General features: G+C 74.6%; 14 protein-coding genes. 5 read left to right on the forward strand and 9 right to left on the reverse strand.

The genetic code is table 11. The features are described 5' to 3' along the window. Positions 1-211 precede the first annotated feature (211 nt). Positions 212-1,072, forward strand: coding sequence for a sugar transferase (locus tag rosag_RS19845; RefSeq protein ID WP_284351910.1), 861 nt, complete (start codon positions 212-214; stop codon positions 1,070-1,072). Between the two features lie 19 nt (positions 1,073-1,091). Here the strand turns inward: rosag_RS19845 and rosag_RS19850 are convergent, their stop codons facing one another. Genes rosag_RS19850 through rosag_RS19865 form a run of 4 tightly spaced genes read right to left on the reverse strand, consistent with a single transcriptional unit; the run spans position 1,092 to position 5,627 of the window. Continuing rightward, positions 1,092-2,291, reverse strand: coding sequence for a glycosyltransferase (locus tag rosag_RS19850; RefSeq protein ID WP_284351911.1), 1,200 nt, complete (start codon positions 2,289-2,291; stop codon positions 1,092-1,094). Then, the gene (asnB, locus tag rosag_RS19855; RefSeq protein ID WP_284351912.1) at positions 2,288-4,252 is read right to left on the reverse strand and encodes an asparagine synthase (glutamine-hydrolyzing); all 1,965 of its coding nucleotides are present in this window, start codon (positions 4,250-4,252) and stop codon (positions 2,288-2,290) included. The genes rosag_RS19850 and asnB overlap by 4 nt, the downstream gene beginning before the upstream one ends. Beyond that, on the reverse strand, positions 4,252-5,451 hold the full coding sequence (locus rosag_RS19860; protein WP_284351913.1) for a glycosyltransferase: 1,200 nt from the start codon (positions 5,449-5,451) through the stop codon (positions 4,252-4,254). The genes asnB and rosag_RS19860 overlap by 1 nt, the downstream gene beginning before the upstream one ends. Next, complete coding sequence (locus rosag_RS19865; protein ID WP_284351914.1) at positions 5,451-5,627, reverse strand: hypothetical protein; 177 nt, start codon at positions 5,625-5,627, stop codon at positions 5,451-5,453. Before rosag_RS19865 ends, rosag_RS19860 begins: the two co-directional genes overlap by 1 nt. Positions 5,628-5,780: 153 nt before the next feature. Here rosag_RS19865 and rosag_RS19870 point away from each other — a divergent pair, with 153 nt between their 5' ends. Genes rosag_RS19870 through rosag_RS19885 form a run of 4 tightly spaced genes read left to right on the forward strand, consistent with a single transcriptional unit; the run spans position 5,781 to position 10,507 of the window. After that, positions 5,781-6,764, forward strand: coding sequence for a Wzz/FepE/Etk N-terminal domain-containing protein (locus rosag_RS19870; RefSeq protein WP_284351915.1), 984 nt, complete (start codon positions 5,781-5,783; stop codon positions 6,762-6,764). A 23-nt stretch (positions 6,765-6,787) separates the two neighbouring features. Further along, on the forward strand, positions 6,788-8,128 hold the full coding sequence (locus tag rosag_RS19875; protein ID WP_284351916.1) for a hypothetical protein: 1,341 nt from the start codon (positions 6,788-6,790) through the stop codon (positions 8,126-8,128). After that, positions 8,125-9,285, forward strand: coding sequence for a glycosyltransferase (locus rosag_RS19880; protein WP_284351917.1), 1,161 nt, complete (start codon positions 8,125-8,127; stop codon positions 9,283-9,285). Before rosag_RS19875 ends, rosag_RS19880 begins: the two co-directional genes overlap by 4 nt. A 52-nt stretch (positions 9,286-9,337) precedes the next feature. Then, a complete protein-coding gene (locus tag rosag_RS19885) occupies positions 9,338-10,507 on the forward strand; it encodes a DegT/DnrJ/EryC1/StrS family aminotransferase (RefSeq protein ID WP_284351918.1) in 1,170 nt (389 codons plus the stop codon). On the opposite strand, the gene rosag_RS19890 is transcribed toward rosag_RS19885, so the two are convergent. The 5 genes from rosag_RS19890 to rosag_RS19910 all read right to left on the reverse strand — a co-directional run bounded on the left by rosag_RS19890 (position 10,455) and on the right by rosag_RS19910 (position 15,814). Further along, positions 10,455-11,156: a sugar transferase gene (locus tag rosag_RS19890; RefSeq protein ID WP_284351919.1), complete on the reverse strand. Its 702-nt coding sequence runs from the start codon at positions 11,154-11,156 to the stop codon at positions 10,455-10,457. The two genes, rosag_RS19885 and rosag_RS19890, sit on opposite strands and share 53 nt — an antisense overlap. Before the next feature lie 14 nt (positions 11,157-11,170). Next, complete coding sequence (locus rosag_RS19895; RefSeq protein WP_284351920.1) at positions 11,171-11,851, reverse strand: acetyltransferase; 681 nt, start codon at positions 11,849-11,851, stop codon at positions 11,171-11,173. After that, positions 11,848-13,737, reverse strand: coding sequence for an NAD-dependent epimerase/dehydratase family protein (locus rosag_RS19900; protein WP_284351921.1), 1,890 nt, complete (start codon positions 13,735-13,737; stop codon positions 11,848-11,850). Before rosag_RS19900 ends, rosag_RS19895 begins: the two co-directional genes overlap by 4 nt. 287 nt (positions 13,738-14,024) lie before the next feature. Next, positions 14,025-14,993 (reverse strand): glycosyltransferase family 2 protein, encoded by a 969-nt coding sequence (locus tag rosag_RS19905; protein ID WP_284351922.1) that lies wholly within the window; start codon positions 14,991-14,993, stop codon positions 14,025-14,027. After that, positions 14,990-15,814: a class I SAM-dependent methyltransferase gene (locus rosag_RS19910; protein ID WP_284351923.1), complete on the reverse strand. Its 825-nt coding sequence runs from the start codon at positions 15,812-15,814 to the stop codon at positions 14,990-14,992. The genes rosag_RS19905 and rosag_RS19910 overlap by 4 nt, the downstream gene beginning before the upstream one ends. Between the last annotated feature and the right edge of the window lie 21 nt (positions 15,815-15,835).

Genomic DNA, 15,835 nt, shown 5'->3' on the forward strand with positions numbered 1-15,835 from the left:
ACCGTTCGTGCACCGCGCCGCGCGGCGCGGTCGCCACGGATGGGCGCACTGGACGGAACGTCCGGCGGCCGTGCGACTTTCATCACATCGAAAGGTGGGGCGCGCTGGTTGTCCCACCGTAGGACCCGTTACCTTTCGCGCCGACCATGGGGCGCATCGCGTGCGACGCCGTCGCGATGTGCTGCCCATCCTGGACCCCGCCCATTCCCGCATGCCCTCTCGCCCGCTGCGCGCCCCCCTGCCGCCCGCCGAAGGTGCCGTGGGCGACGAGGACTCCGCAGTGGCGGCGGCCACCCGGGTCGTGACGCGAGGGGCCGCGCGTGCGCGGGCCACGGGAGCCACGCCGACGCTCGTCGTCAGCGAGCCGCCGCGCGCGCTCACCGGTCGCAAGCAGCGCCGGGCCGCCGCGCGCGCCGCGCTGGCGCTGACGCCCGCCGTCGACGCCCCCGCGCCGGTCGCAGCCTGGCGTCTCGCGGTCAAGCGCGCGCTCGACGTCGCGGGCGCGCTCGTGGGCCTCGTGCTGGCCGCGCCGCTCCTGGTCGTGCTCGCGCTCGCGGTCAAGCTCGCGTCGCCGGGCCCGGTGCTCTTCGGCCAGAAGCGCATCGGTCAGGGCGGCCGCCGCTTCACGTGCTACAAGCTGCGCACGATGTGCGCGGACGCCGAGACGCGCCTCGCCACGGACCACGACCTCCGGGCCACCTACGAGGCGAACCACTTCAAGCTCCCGGCGCACCACGACCCGCGGGTCACGGCGCTCGGCCGCTTCCTCCGCATGACCAGCCTCGACGAGCTGCCGCAGTTCTGGAACGTGCTGCGCGGCGACATGTCGCTCGTGGGCCCGCGCCCGATCGTCGAGGCGGAGCTGGGCCACTACGGCGCGTCGCGTGACGTGCTGCTGGCCGTGAAGCCGGGCCTGACCGGCGCGTGGGCCGTGCAGGGGCGCAGCCGCATCGGCTACCCGATGCGCGCGCGCATCGAGCTCGACTATGCACGCAGCTGGACGCTCCGCGGCGACCTCGCGATCATGCTGCGCACGGTGGGCGTCGTCCTCCAGCGCCGCGGCGCCTACTAAGGAGTCGCGCGGCGGTCGCTCAGCGTCCGCCGACCAGCGTCCCCAGCTCGGCCTCGCCGCGGGCCGGCAGCCCGCGCGACCGCCGCGCCTCGAAGGCGTCCCAGGCCCGCTCGACCCACGTCTCGAAGGCGGCGCGAAAGCGGTCCGGCGCGAAGCGCTCCGCGTTCTCGCGGCAGGCGTCGGCCGTGATGCGGTCGCCCTCGCGCTCGAAGCGCCGCACGGCGTCGCGGATCCCGGCCGGCGTCTGCGCGTCGTACAGCACCCCGCACGGGCGCTCGGCGTCCAGGCCGGGGATCGTCTCGGGAAGCGCGCCGCCCGCGTACGCGATCACCGGCGTGCCCACCGCCTGCGCCTCCAGCGGCGCGATGCCGAAGTCCTCGATCGCCGCGAACAGGTAGGCCCGCGCGCCGCGCAGCCAGCGCAGCAGCTCCGGGAACGGCTGGTGGCCCAGGAGCGTGACGTTGGGCGTCGCGCGCGAGCGCACGAGCGGCATCTGCGGCCCGTCGCCGATCACGACGAGGCGGCGATCCGGCATGTCGCGGAACGCCTCGACGATCAGGTCGACGCACTTGTACGGGACGAAGCGCGACGCGGTGACGTAGTAGTCCTCGCGCGCGCCCGCCGGCGTGAAGCGCTCGACGTCCACGGGCGGGTAGACCACGGTCGAATCGCGGCGGTACGTCTTGTCGATGCGTCGGCCGACGAACTCGGAGATCGCCGCGAACTCGTCGACGCCGTTGGCCGAGCGCGCGTCCCAGTCACGGAGCTTGTGCAGGAGCCAGCGCGCCGCGAGGCCGCGCGGCCCCCAGCCCAGCCCCGCCTGCCGCAGGTACTGGTGCTGCAGGTCCCACGCGTAGCGGATGGGCGAGTAGCACATGCAGACGTGCAGCTGGTCCGGACCCGTCAGCACGCCCTTCGCGACCGCGTGGCTGCTCGAGATCACGAGGTCGTACGCCGACAGGTCCAGCTGCTCGATCGCGAACGGCATCACGGGCAGCCAGCCCCGGTACTTCGAGCGCGCCAGCGGCAGCCGCTGCACGAACGTCGTCTGCACCGGGCGCCCGCCGAGGAAGCGCCGCTCGTCCGGCGGGAGGAACTCGCACACCGCGAACAGGTCCGCGTCCGGGTAGACCGCGAGCATCTGCTCCAGGACGCGCTCCGAGCCCGCGTACGTCACGAGCCACTCGTGGACGATCGCGACGCGCCGCGGACGCTTCACCGCGCGCCCTCGCGCTCCGCCGCCAGCCAGGCCTGGAACATCAGCACGCACCACAGCGCGTGCTGCCAGTTGCGCGCGCCGGACAGGTGCTCGCGCAGGCGGCGCTGCACGAGGTCGACCTCGAAGAAGCCGTCCGCGCGCAGGCGGTCGGCCGCGAGCATGTCCTGCGCCCACGCGCGCAGCGGGCCGCGCAGCCACTGATCGAGCGGGATGCCGAAGCCCATCTTGGGCCGGTCCACCAGGGAGCGCGGCACGTAGCGGTAGAGCAGCTCCTTCACGACCTGCTTGCCCGCGTTCCCGCGGATCTTGTGGTGCAGCGGGACGCGCAGCGCGTACTCCACGACGCGGTGGTCCAGGAACGGCGCGCGCGTCTCGAGGCTCACCGCCATCGCCGCGCGGTCCACCTTCACGAGGATGTCGTCCGGCAGGTACGTCAGCAGGTCGGTGTACATCATGCGCGACACGAAGTCCGGCGGCACGTCGGCCCCGGTCATGCGCGCCAGCCGCGCGTCGCGCTCCCGGCCGCCCAGCACCGCGGCCTCCGGCTCGTGCCAGATGCTCGCCAGCCCGTGGTACATCTCGTCGCCGCTGCGCGCGTGCAGGATGCCCGCCATCTTGTGCAGCCGGTCGCCCGGACCGGGGCCCATGTACCGGTAGCGCCGCGGCAGCAGCTTCACCATGGCGCCCGCCACGCTGTCCCAGCGCGCCGGCGACACCGCGCGCACCCCGTTCGCGGCCGCGCGACGCAGGCCGTGCGGCACCAGGCGCGCCGCGCCCCAGACGCGGCGTCCCCAGAAGTAGCGGTTGTAGCCGGCGAACAGCTCGTCGCCGCCGTCGCCCGACAGCGCGACCGTCACGTGCTGGCGCGCCAGCCGCGACACGAGGAACGTCGGCACCTGCGAGGAGTCCGCGAACGGCTCGTCGTAGAGCGCCGGCAGCGTGGGCACGACGCCCAGCAGGTCGTCCGGCGTGACGTAGAGCTCCGTGTGGTCGGTGCCCAGATGCCGCGCGACGTCGCGCGCGTACACCGCCTCGTCGAACGCGCGCTCGTGGAAGCCGATCGTGAACGTGCGCACGGGCCGGCTGCTCTGCGCCTGCATGAGCGCGACGATCGTGCTCGAGTCGATGCCGCCGGAGAGGAACGCGCCCAGCGGCACGTCCGCGACCATCTCGTCGCGCACGGCCTGGCGCAGCACCGCGTCCAGCCCGTCCACCACCGTCGCGCCGTCGCCCTCGACCGGATCGGTCGCGCCCCGGCGGAACGCGTCGCCGACCGTCCAGTACGCGGCGCGCTCCTCGACGATGCGCCCCTCCTCGCGGCGCAGCGTGACGATCGTGCCCGGCTCGACCTTCCGGATCCCGGTGTAGATCGAGTACGGCCCGGGCACGTAGCCCGTCCGCAGGAACGCCGTGAGCGCGTCGCGGTCGACCTCGCCCTGCCACGCGGGGTGGCGCCGGAGCGCCTTCAGCTCGGAGCCGAACAGCAGCGTGCCGCCCATCTCACCGTAGTACAGCGGCTTCTCCCCCAGCCGGTCGCGCACCAGGTGCAGCCGCCGCCCCTCACGGTCCCACGCCGCGAGCGCGAACATCCCCGCCGCGCGGCGGATGGTCTCGGGCAGCCCCCACGCATCGAAGCCCGCGAGCAGCACCTCCGTGTCCGAATGTCCGGCGAAGCGCGCCCCACGCCCCTCGAGCTCCGCGCGCAGCGCGCGGAAGTTGTAGATCTCGCCGTTGAACGCGACCATCCACCGCCCCGAGGCCGACACCTTCGGCTGGTGCCCCTCCGCGCTCAGGTCGAGGATCGACAGCCGGCGGTGGCCCAGCGCGACACCCGCCTCCGGATCGCACCAGGTGCCGAAGTCGTCGGGCCCGCGGTGCTCCACGGCGTCGGCCATCGCCCGCACGGCGTCGGCGGAGGCGGCCTCGCCGCGCACCGCCAGCAGTCCCGCGATCCCGCACATCAGCGCGTCCCTCCAGCGAGGGCGACGCCGGCGCGCGCCTCGTACAGCGTCTCGTACCGGGCGACCACGGCGTGCAGGGCGAACTCCCGCTCGGCGCGCGCGCGCGCGCGGGCGCCAAGGGTCGCGCGCGCGGACGCCGGCAGCGCGAGGATCTCCGAGACGGCCTCGCCCAGCGCGGCGGGATCGCGCACCGGCACCACGCGGCCCGCGTCGCCGACGACCGCGCCCGAGTCGCCCGCGTCCGTCACCGCGCACGGCAGCCCGCACGCCATCGCCTCGCCCACCGTGTTGGGGAAGCCCTCGTACAGCGACGCCTGGACGTAGACGTCCATCGCGCTCATCACGGCCGCCACGTCGTGCCGGGCGCCCATCAGGTGCACGGCGTCGTCCAGCCCGGCCCGGCGCACCTCGCCGGCGAGCTCGGCGTTGGAGCCGTCGACTCCTGGCCCGACGAGGGCGAAGCGCGCGGCCGGATGCCGGCGGCGCACGTGCGCGGCGGCCTGCAGGAAGTTGGGATAGTCCTTCATGGGGTCGAAGCGGGCCACCGTGCCGACGAGCGGCGCGTCGTCCGCCACGCCGAGCGACGCGCGCACCCGCGCGCGCGCCCCGCTGTCGGAGCGGAACTCGCCGAGGTCGAAGCCGTTGGGGATGACGTGCCACGCGCGCGGCCGGTAGCCGCGGCCCTCATGGTACGCGATCGCCCGCTCCGAGTTCGTGATCACGTCGGTCGGCTGGCGCGAGATGAATCGCGAGAGATCCGCCACCGTATGCGGGCCGACGCCCGCGGTGCGCAGGTTCCACATCGTCGGCACGCCGGTCAGCAGGCCAACCACGCTCGCGAGGGCGTTGCCGTGGTACATCCAGCCCTGCAGGAGGTGCGGCCGCGAGCGACGCACCAGCGCGCGCAGCCGGTGCACGAGCCGCACGTCCACGCGGCGCGCGTCGCCCAGCAGGTGCACCGGGATTCCCGCCGCGGCGATCCGGTCGGCGATCGCGCCCCCGCCGGTCATCGACGCCACCTCGTGCGCGAAGCGCCCGCGGTCCGACCCGGTCACGAGCTTCCACAGCATCATCTCCGCGCCGCCCAGCTGCAGCCCGGTGATCACGTGGAGCACGCGCACCCGCGGGCCGTCGCGTACCGGGGCGCGCGCCGGAGCGGCGGGCCGCGGAGTCGGAAGGACGGCGGACGGGAGCGACATCAGGGCGTGGGGCGCGGACGGATCGGCACGTGAAGTCGGGCGGCGGCGACGCGCATCGGCCACGGTGCGGACACGTCGCGCGCGGCGATCGCCTGGTGCGACTCGGCCGCGAACGCCGTCGCAAGATAGGCCGGCCGGACCGTGCACGGCAGGGCGCGGCGCGGGGTGGCCGGCATCCCGCCTCGCGTCGGCGCACCGGCGGCCGATATACTTCCCGCGCTCCCCGCGCGGTGCCGCACCGCGCCTTCCCCCGACCGGCGTCGATGTCGTCCCCACTCGTCGAGACGAGCGCTCCCCCGCTTCCCTCCTCCGCGCGTCCCAGCCGCAGCATGCCCTCCGCGGACGCGCCCGGAGGCCCGGACGGCGACGCCGGCGCGTTCGAGCTGCTGCGCGTCCTGCGGCGACACTGGATGGTCCTGGTGCTGGTCCCGATGGCGTGCGCGGCGCTGGCGGGCGCCTATCGCTACACGCGCCCGCGGACCTACGCCTCCGGCGCCTCGTTCCTGCCACAGGCCGGCGGCGGGTCGCGCTCCGCCATCAGCGGGCTGGCGGCGCAGTTCGGCGTCTCGGTCGGCGGAGGGGAGCCCGGCCAGTCGCCGCAGTTCTTCGCCGAGCTCGCCCGGTCGCGCGCGGTGCTGGAGCGCGTGGCGGGCGCCTCGTACCGCGCCGCACCGGGCGCGCCCGAGCGGCCGCTCGCCGACCATCTCGAGATCCCGCCCGGCTCACCGGCCGCGCGGCTCGACCGCACGATCGACCGCGTGGGGCAGATGTCCTCGGTCGCCTCCGACCCGCAGACGGGACTGGTGCGGCTGCGCGTGAGCGCCTCCACGCCCGAGCTCGCGCGCGGCGTCGCCGACCGCATGCTGCGCGAGATCAACGCCGTGAACCTCGAGCGCCGGCAGGCGCGCGCCACCGCCGACCGCGAGTTCTCCGAGGCGCGGCTGACCGAGCTGCGCGCCGAGCTGGGCGTCGCGGAGGCACGCCTCTCGTCGTTCCAGCGTGCCAACCGCAGCGTCTTCGGCTCGCCCGAGCTGCAGGCGCAGCAGGACCGGCTGGAGCGCGACGTCGGCTTCCGGCAGCAGGTCTACACGTCGCTCGCGCAGGCGTACGAGCAGGCGCGCCTGGATGAGGCGCGCGCGACGCCGGTCATCACGATCATCGACGTCCCCGCCACGCCCACGCGCCCCGAGTCGCGCGGCACGGTGGCGTTCGCGATGGTCGTCGGGATCTGCGTGCTCGCCTTCGTGGCCTTCTGGGTGTTCGCTCGCGAGTATCTCGGCCCGCGCGGCCGGTCGGCGGCGCGCGCGGCCTGAGCGACACCGCCCGGGGCGCGCCCATGCAGGAGTCGCTGAACCGGTACGCCCCCACGCAGATCGTGGGCATGGGCGACGCGTGGGCGCTGGTGTTCGCGGCCGCCACCTTCCTCGTGCCCTTCGCCTTCGCGTCGCTGCGCCGCGACCGCGGGGCGATGCTCGTCGTCTGGGCCAGCCTGCTCCTGCACCAGGTCGCGGCGACGGTGCACGCGTTCGCCCGGCTCCTCCCCGGCGGTGAGCTGGACGCGGTCAGCTTCCACCGGCAGGGCGTCGAGTGGCTCGTCGAGTCGCGGCTCACGCTCGGCTTCGATGGCCACATGTACGTGCAGCTGCTGGGCGTGCTGTATCGCGCGTTCGGCGCGTCGCGCCTGCTCGGCGCCGAGACGTCGATCCTCGCGTTCGCACTGGCGGCGGGCACGGTGAGCGCGCTCGCCGACGAGCTGTCGGTGGCCCGGTGGCGCCGGTGGATCCTCGCCGGCTTCGGGCTCCTGCCCACGATGCTGTTCATCACGTCGGTGACGCTGCGCGAGTCGCTCCAGATCCTGTTCTTCGTCGTCTCCACGTACTGGGCGGTGCGCTACGTCCGCACGCACAGCCCGTTCGCGCTGGTGGCGACGGTCGGCTCGGTGCTGGCGCTCGCGCTCTGGCACAAGGGGCTGATGCTGATGGTGCCGCTGGTGCCGATCCTCGCGGTCGCCTGGCCGTCGCCCGGCGCCGCGCGACGCCCGACGGGGAGCGCGGCCGCGCGCCGTCTCAAGCGGATCGGCCTCGCGGCCGTGGCCGTGGCGATGGTCGGCGGGCTCGCGCAGGTCGGGATGCGCATCCTCAAGTCCGGCACCGTGGGCGGCATGGAGGTGGTCAGCGCCCTCGGCGAGGACCGCGCGCTGCAGTACGCGGCCAAGTACCGCAGCGGCGGCATCGGGAACCGCGCGCGCGCCGACTACGGCGTCACGCTCGACGTGTCGAGCCCGGGCCGGCTCGCGGTGTCGCTGCCCCTCGTCTACGTGAACTACCTGTTCGCGCCCTTCCCCTGGCAGATCCGCGCGGCGGTGGACCTGTACGGCGCGGCCGAGGCATTCGGCCGGCTGGTGCTGGCCCTGGGCGCCATCGTCGGCGTGGCGCGCGCGGGGCCCGAGCGTCGCGCGCCGATGCTGCTCTGCCTCGTGCTCTTCGGCGCGATGACGTTCGTCTGGGCGCTCGGCACGGTGAACTACGGCACCGCCATCCGGCACCACCTGGTCACGAACTGGCTGCTGCTGCTGCTCGGCGTGCCGACCGTGGCGGAGGCGCTGCGCCGGCTCGCGCCCCGGCGTTCGCGCTCGCGCGGCGTCGCGCGCGCCCTCGGCGAGCCCGCGCTGACGTGAGCGTGCGACGCCTGCGCGTGGCGCACGTGGTGCCGGCCGCGGACTTCGTGCGCCACATCCTGATCCACGACCTGCGGCGCATGCGCGACCGCGTGGACTCGATCGTGATCTGCTCCCCCGGCGCGGCGCTCGACGACATCCGCGCCGAGGGCTTCACGGTCCTCGAGATCCCCATCGCGCGGAAGATCGCGCCGGGCACCGACGTCGTCTCGCTCGCGCGGCTCGTGCGCGCGCTGCGCGCCGCGCGCGTGGACCTCGTCCACTCGTACACGCCGAAGGGTGGGCTCCTCGGCCAGCTCGCGGCGCGCCTCGCGGGCGTGCGCCGTCGCATCCACAGCTGCCGCGGGCTGCTGTACACGCCGGGGATGTCGCCGTCGCTGCGCCGCCTGCTGCGCGCCACCGACCGGGTCACCTTCGCGGCCGCCGACCGCTCGCTCTTCCTCAGCGGTGCCGACCTCGCGCACGTGGTGGAGACGGGGCTCTGCGCGCACGATCGCGCGACGCTGACCGGCAGCGGCATCGACCTCACGGCGTTCGACCCCGCGGCGCTGCCGGCCGGCACGCGCGAGGCGGTACGCGCGGAGCTCGGGATTCCCCCGGATGCGCCGCTCGTGCTCACGGTCGGCCGCTACGTGGCCGACAAGGGCTACCGCGAGCTCGCGGATGCCGCCGCGCGGGTGCTCGCCACGCATCCGGACGTGCACTTCGTCTGGATCGCGCCCGCGATGGACGGCGAGGCCGGCGTCCTGCCCGATGCGTTGCACGCGGAGCCGCCGCTTCGCGGGCGCGTGCACCGTCTGCCGCTCCGACACGACGTCGCGCGCTTCTACGTGGCCGCCGACCTGCTGGCCCATCCGAGCCACCGCGAGGGCGTGCCGCGCGTGGTGATGGAGGCGGCCGCGATGGGACTCCCGATCGTCGCGTCGGACATCCCGGGGTGCCGCGAGGTCGTGCGCGACGGCGAGACCGCGCGTCTGGTGCCCGTGGGCGATGCGGCCGCGTGGGCCGCGGCGCTCCGGGACGCGCTGGACGACCCCGCGGGGACCGCGGCGCGGGCCGCGGCCGCACGCGCGGACGTGCGGGCCCGCTTCGACCAGGACGCGCTGACGCGCCGTATCCTGGCCGCATATGATTCGGTGCTCGCCGGCCGCGAGTGACGCCCGGCGCGACGCGCGCGGCGCCGCCGCCGACCGGCCCTCGCGATCACACGTGCCCTGCATCTCCGTGACGAACAAGCGGATCTATCTCTCGGTCCCCCACATGGGCGGCCAGGAGCTCGACTTCATCCGGGAGGCCTTCGAGACGAACTGGCTCTCGTCGGTCGGCCCGCACCTCGACGGGTTCGAGCAGGAGATGGCGGCGCGCCTGGGGCACGGCGTCCATGCGCTCGCGGTCTCCAGCGGCACGGCCGCGTTGCACCTGGTGCTGCGCCACATCGGCGTGACGCGCGGCGACCGCGTGGCCTGCTCGACGCTGACGTTCGCCGGCTCGGCGTTCCCGATCCTCTACCAGGGCGCGACGCCGGTCTTCCTCGACGCCGAGACGCAGTCCGCGAACCTCGATCCGGCCATCGTGCGCGAGTACCTGCGCGACGCCGCCACGCGCGGCGAGCTGCCGAAGGCGCTCATCGCGGTGCACCTGTGCGGCCAGCACGCGGACATCGACGCGATCGCCGCCGCGTGCGACGAGTACGGTGTCGTGCTGGTGGAGGACGCGGCCGAGTCGCTCGGCGCGACGTACAAGGGGCGCGAGACGGCGACGACGGCGCCGTACTCGATCCTCAGCTTCAACGGCAACAAGATCATCACCACCACCGGCGGCGGGATGGTGATCGCGAAGGACCCCGCCGCGATCGCCACCATGCGGAAGTGGTCCCAGCAGTCGCGCGAGCCGGCCGTGGAGTACGTGCACGCGGAGCTGGGCCACAACTACCGCATGAGCAACGTCCTCGCGGGCATCGGGCGCGGGCAGCTGCGCGTGCTCGACGAGCGCGTGCGGCAGCGCCGCCGGGTGGCCGAGCGCTACGAGCAGGCCTTCGCCGACGTGCCGGGAATCGCGCTGCAGGGCGAGGCGCCGTGGGGCACCAACTCGCGCTGGCTCACGGTGGCGTATCTCGACCGCGACGCGCACGGCCGCACGCCGCTCGACGTCATCCAGGCGCTGGAGCAGGTGAACATCGAGGCACGCCCGATGTGGCGCCCGATGCACACGCAGCCGATCTTCGCCGACGCGCCGCGCGTCGGCGGCGCCGTGGCCGAGGACCTCTACGCGCGCGGGATCTGCCTGCCCTCGTCGTCGAGCCTGACGGAGGCGGAGCAGGACCGCGTCACCGACGTGGTCCGGAGCTGCCTGCTCCGCGCAGCACCGGCGCGCGCGTGACCGGCGGTGCGGCGGCACCCTCCGGTGCCGCCGCGCCGTAGCCGGTGAACACAGACATCGTCGCCTCGCCCTCCGCGCTCACGCCGCGACCGCCGAACACGGCGCGCACCGTCTGCCAGAGGATGCGTGCGTCGAGCGCGGGCGAGCAGCGGTCCACGTAGTCGACGTCCAAGTCGAACCGCGACGGCCAGTCGAGCGCGTTGCGGCCGGAGACCTGCGCGAGCCCCGTGAGGCCGGGGCGCAGCTCGTGGCGCCGCGCATGCGCCGCCGAGTAGAGCGGCAGGTACTGGAGCAGCAGCGGCCGCGGGCCGACGAGGCTCATGTCGCCGCGCAGCACGGTCAGCAGCTCCGGCAGCTCGTCGAGCGAGGTGCGGCGCAGCCAGCGGCCGGCGGCCGGCAGCCGCTCGGCATCGGGCAGCAGGGCGCCGTCCGCGCCGCGCGCGTCGGTCATCGTGCGCAGCTTCAGGATGTCGAAGGGCATGCCGCCCCACCCGGCGCGCCGCTGCCGGAAGAACACCGGCCGCCCCATCGTCGCGAGGACGACGGCCGCGCCGACGGCCAGCAGCGGGAGCCACACGGGCGCCGCCAGCACGACGAGCGCGACGTCGAGGGCCCGCTTGCCGACGTAGCCCGCACGGCGCGGGACCATGCCGCGCGGATCGCTCACGCCAGCTGCCACCCGTCCGCGCGTACACGCGCGACGCGCGCGGGCACGCCGACGGCCACCGCGTTCGGCGGCACGTCGCGCACCACGGCGGCGCCCGCGCCCACGACGCTCCAGGCGCCGAGGCGGCGTCCCTGGATCACCGCCGCGCCGATGCCCACGTCCGCGCCCTCGTCCACGTGGACGTTGCCCGCCAGGTGCGCGCCCGGCGCCACGTGGGTGAACGGCGCGAGCGCCACGTCGTGGCTCACCGTCGCGCCGACGTTCACGTGCGCGTGCGCCCCCACGCGCACGGCGACGCTGACCACCGCGCCCGCGGCGACCAGCGCGCCGGGGCCGAGCGTCGCGTCTGCCGCGACGACGGCCGACGGATGCACGAGCGTCGCGAACTCCACGTCGAGCGCGTGCAGCCGGTCGGCGACGCGCCGGCGCACCGCGTTGGCGCCGAGGCCGAGGAAGACCGCGGGCGCGGGCGCCGGCCGCTCCGCCAGCCACGCCGCGCCGCCGAGCACCGGCAGGTCGCCGACGGTCGTGCCGTGGCGCGCCGCGTCGTCGTCGAGGTGGCCGAGCAGCGTGAACGTCGGCCGCACCGCGTTGAGCGCGCGCACGAGGTCCACCGCCTCGCGCGCGTGGCCGCCGCCGCCGTAGATGACCAGCTCGCGCGGCGCGGCCGTCGTCACAGCGGCAGCAGCTCCTCCATCGGCTCGCCGGCCAGGCGGTGCCGCAGCGCCTGCACGTTGTGGAAGAGCGGGTGCTGATAGGTGCGCAGCTCCTCGCGCGCCCGGACCGCGGCCGCCACCTCGCGGATGCCGTCGGCCACCGAGTACTCCGGCTTGAAGCCGAGCACGCGCTCGATCTTGTCGAAGTTGACCCGGTAGTTGCGGCGGTCCGTCACGTCGTCGCGCATCGTGACCTCGACGTCGCCGACGATGTCGGCGACCATCGTGCCGATGTCGGCGATGCGGTGGTTCAGCGCACTGCCGCCGACGTTGAACACCTGCCCGCTGACGTCGCGGCCGTCCGCCTCGAGCGCCATCAGGAAGGCGCGCGCCGCGTCGCGGCAGTGGACGTTCGGGCGCCACTGGTCCCCGCCGAAGATCGCGATCCGGCCGTCGACCACCGCGCGCACCGTCAGCGTGTTCACCACCAGGTCGAAGCGCATGCGCGGCGACAGCCCGAACACCGTGGAGAGTCGGAGGATCACCGGCTCGACCTCGCCGCGCCGGTCGAAGATGATGTTCTCGCTCAGCACGCGGGTGCGGGCGTACAGCGACACCGGGTTGAGGCGCGAGCGCTCCGTGAGCTCGCCGTCCTCGCTGGCGCCGTACACGCTGCAGCTGGACGCGAACACCAGCCGGCCGACCCCGTACATGTTGCAGGTCTCGATCAGCAGCTTGGTCGACGCGTAGTTCAGGTTCAGCGTCTCCTCGGGATCGAGGCTGCAGGCCGGGTCGCCGACGATCGCCGCCAGCGCGATCACGCCGTCCACGCCGCGCACCGCGCGGCTGACGTCGCGCAGGTTGCAGATGTCGCCGTCGATGAGCTGCAGCTGCGGATGGCGCTCCAGGTCCTCGAGGCCGTGGCGCCCGTACGCGAAGCTGTCGAGCACGCGCACCTCGTAGCCGCGGTCGAGCAGCATCCGCGTGAGGTGCGCGCCGATGAAGCCCGCGCCGCCCGTGACGAGCACCGACTTCCGCTGCTGGGCCGTGCGCGGCTCCGCCGCCGGCACCTGCGCGTCGAGCGTCGCCAGCTCGGCCAGCGTGATGTCGCCGGGCCGGTAGGGCTGGGCGGAGCCGAACAGCACCTCGCCGCCGACGGCCGCGCTGACGCGCACGCCGGACTCCTCGACCCGGCGCACGAGCGGGCGGACGTCCGCGCGCGCCGCCTCGGGCGACGCGATCACCACCTCGTCGATGCGGCGGTCCTCGGCGATGCGCGTCAGCTCGTCCAGGCGGCCGAGGATCGGCGCGCCGCAGACCACGTTGCCGAGCTTCGAGCGGTCGTCGTCCAGGAAGCCGATGAGGCGCACGCCCGGCGGCGCGGAGTGCTGCAGCTCGCGCGCGACCAGCATCCCCGTCTCATCCGCGCCGAGGACGAGCACGCGGTGCTCCTGGGTGGGTACCGTCATCAGCAGCCGGCGCTGGCGCTTGCGGATCTGCTCGACCTGCAGGCGGCGCAGCGTCCGCACGCCGAGCCCGATCATGAAGAGCAGCAGGCCGACGAGCACCACGGTGTCGGTGGCCAGCGGCAGCCCCCAGCCCGCCCGCGCCGCCAGCAGGACGCCGGTGGTCAGCGCGCCCGTGCCGCCGAAGACGAGGATCTCGCGGACGCCGGTATAGCTCCACACGTGGCGGTGGCCGCCCGCGAGGCCATTCAGCGCCGCGACCAGCGCGCCGACGACCAGCGCGAGGGTGAGGACGGCCTCGGACCCGGGCCGGCTGGCCGGCTCGGACAGCATCACGGCCAGCACGACCGCCAGGGCGCCGGACGCGAAGTCGATCGCCGACTTGACGGTGCGACGGGCGGCGACGATCGGGTAGCGTGGCGTTTGCGGCGACGACGGCATGATGACCTGGTTGATGACCCTCCCGGCCCGGCGGCATGGGACACCGCGGCGACCGGCGCTCGAGGGCGCGGGCGGCGGCGCGCGACGTCGCACGCTCCGAGCCGGCCGCACGCTTCAGGCGCCAGTCATGATGGCCGGTTCGGAGGTCGGATGGTAGGCCGGCGCTGCGACGAGCGTCACAGTTTTGCGACCGCGCCAGGCCGCAGTACCTCGAGGGCGGCGCGGCGGTTACCGGGCGCGGGCATACGCGTGGCCGGCCGCGCACGTCGCGCCGGGAGCTTCGCGCGTCAGGCCTGGAGCTTCGGGCGGAGGCGGTTCAGCAGCCCGCCGGCGTTCGGCACGAGCGTCGACAGGTAGCCCGCGCCGTCGAGCAGCGTCGGATGCTCGCGGAACGCCGCGCCGAAGTAGCGCCGTGCCAGCCGCGCGTCGCCCTTCCGCAGCGCGGCGATGCCATGGCTGCGATGGAGCGCCCCGCGCCCGATCCGGCAGCTCTCGAGCAGCCACGGGTAGCGCGACTCGACCAGCGCCAGCGACACGTACTGGTCGTCGCGGCGGGTGGCGGCGTGGTTGCGCGACACGTTCTCGGGGTGGCGGCGATAGCGGGCGAGCACGCCGGGGACGTGGCCGAAATGCCCCCCGTGCGCGAGCACCTCCATCCACATCAGCCAGTCGGCGGCGAAGGCGACCCGTGGGTCGTACCGCCAGGGCGGCAGGGCGCTCGCCCGCACCATGATCGACACGCCGCCGAAGAGCGTCCCCCGACAGATGAACTCGGCGGCGCCCTCGCCGCTGGTGAGCGGGACGATCTCGGACATCAGGTACATGCGGGCGTCCGTGCGGTTGTCGAACGCCTCGACGTCGTGCCCGCACAGGACGCGGCGCGGATCCTCCGCGAACCAGTCGACCTGGAGTCGCAGCTTTCCCGGCAGGAAGACGTCGTCGCCGGCGTGGAAGGCGACCAGGTCCCCGGTGCACCGGGCCAGCGCGCGGTTGCAGTTCAGCGTCATCCCCACGTGGCCCTCGCCCACCACCGCCACCACGCGGTCGGGATAGCGCGCGGCCAGCTCCAGCACCACGCGATCGGTGCCGTCGGTCGATCCGTCGTCGGCCACCACGACCTGCACGCGCGGATAGTCCTGCTCGACCGCGCTGCGGACCGCCTCCTCGACGAAGTCGACCTGGTTGTACGTCGGCAGCATCACCGACACGAGCGGCGTCCCAGGGCTGGGCGGCAGGGGGGCGCGAGCGGAGGTCACAGCCGACGGAAGAGGTGCTCGTCGCAGCCGGAGCCGAACAGACCGATCCCGCCCGGACGCGCCCACTGCTGCACGACCTCGAAGCCGAGCGGCTCGACGAAGCGGCGCAGCGCGACCGGCCCGATCGACTCGTAGGGATAGCCGCCCATCCAGTCGTGGATGTCGTGGTCGAGGCTCATCCCGCGGCGCCCCCGATACTCGGCCTCGTGGCGCTGGGGGTCGCGCCCCGTGAGCCGCATCCCCAGCTGGAACGCGCGCTTGTACAGGCCGCTCATGAGGCGCTGCGTCCGCGGGCTGCGCCGCGTGTAGAGGCGCTTCTCCGCGCGCCACAGCGGGCACAGGAGCGTGCGCCGGTAGAGCGCGAGGCACAGCAGCCCGCCCGGCGCCACCAGGCGCGCCGCCGACGCGATGGCCTCGAACATCGCGCCGGTGTGGTGCAGCACCCCCCACGAGTACACGACGTCGAAGGTGCCCAGGGCGTCCGGATCGAGGTCGAAGACGCTGATCTGCCGCGCGGACCAGTCGCTCTCCGCCGGCGCGTGGTCGCGCAGCATCCGGCGCGTCGTCGCCACGGAGAGCGGGTCGAGATCCGTCGCCAGCACCCGCGCGGCGCCCAGCTGCAGCGCGGCCAGCGAGTGGATGCCCGACCCGCACCCCACGTCGAGGAAGGACCGGCCCCTGACCGCGTCGCCCAGCAGCCGCTCGAGGGCCTGCCGCGCATGGCTGATGCGCTCGTCGTCGACGCCGCGCGCATAGTCGGCCCAGTTCGCGCCGAACGCGAAGTGTTCCGAAAGGTCCTTCAGGGGGTTCGCGCGGGACATCGGCAGCGGGAGCGGCAAGAG

The organism is Roseisolibacter agri (assembly GCF_030159095.1).
In the GTDB taxonomy this organism is placed as follows: Bacteria; Gemmatimonadota; Gemmatimonadetes; order Gemmatimonadales; family Gemmatimonadaceae; genus Roseisolibacter; species Roseisolibacter agri.

What these genes read in the sequence shown, in the direction of transcription:
- rosag_RS19845 (WP_284351910.1), top strand. Translation starts at nt 212, where the DNA reads ATGCCCTCTCGCCCGCTGCGCGCCCCCCTGCCGCCCGCCGAAGGTGCC.
- asnB (WP_284351912.1), bottom strand. Translation starts at nt 4,252, where the DNA reads ATGTGCGGGATCGCGGGACTGCTGGCGGTGCGCGGCGAGGCCGCCTCC.
- rosag_RS19860 (WP_284351913.1), bottom strand. Translation starts at nt 5,451, where the DNA reads ATGTCGCTCCCGTCCGCCGTCCTTCCGACTCCGCGGCCCGCCGCTCCG.
- rosag_RS19865 (WP_284351914.1), bottom strand. Translation starts at nt 5,627, where the DNA reads ATGCCGGCCACCCCGCGCCGCGCCCTGCCGTGCACGGTCCGGCCGGCC.
- rosag_RS19870 (WP_284351915.1), top strand. Translation starts at nt 5,781, where the DNA reads ATGCCCTCCGCGGACGCGCCCGGAGGCCCGGACGGCGACGCCGGCGCG.
- rosag_RS19875 (WP_284351916.1), top strand. Translation starts at nt 6,788, where the DNA reads ATGCAGGAGTCGCTGAACCGGTACGCCCCCACGCAGATCGTGGGCATG.
- rosag_RS19890 (WP_284351919.1), bottom strand. Translation starts at nt 11,156, where the DNA reads ATGGTCCCGCGCCGTGCGGGCTACGTCGGCAAGCGGGCCCTCGACGTC.
- rosag_RS19900 (WP_284351921.1), bottom strand. Translation starts at nt 13,737, where the DNA reads ATGCCGTCGTCGCCGCAAACGCCACGCTACCCGATCGTCGCCGCCCGT.
- rosag_RS19910 (WP_284351923.1), bottom strand. Translation starts at nt 15,814, where the DNA reads ATGTCCCGCGCGAACCCCCTGAAGGACCTTTCGGAACACTTCGCGTTC.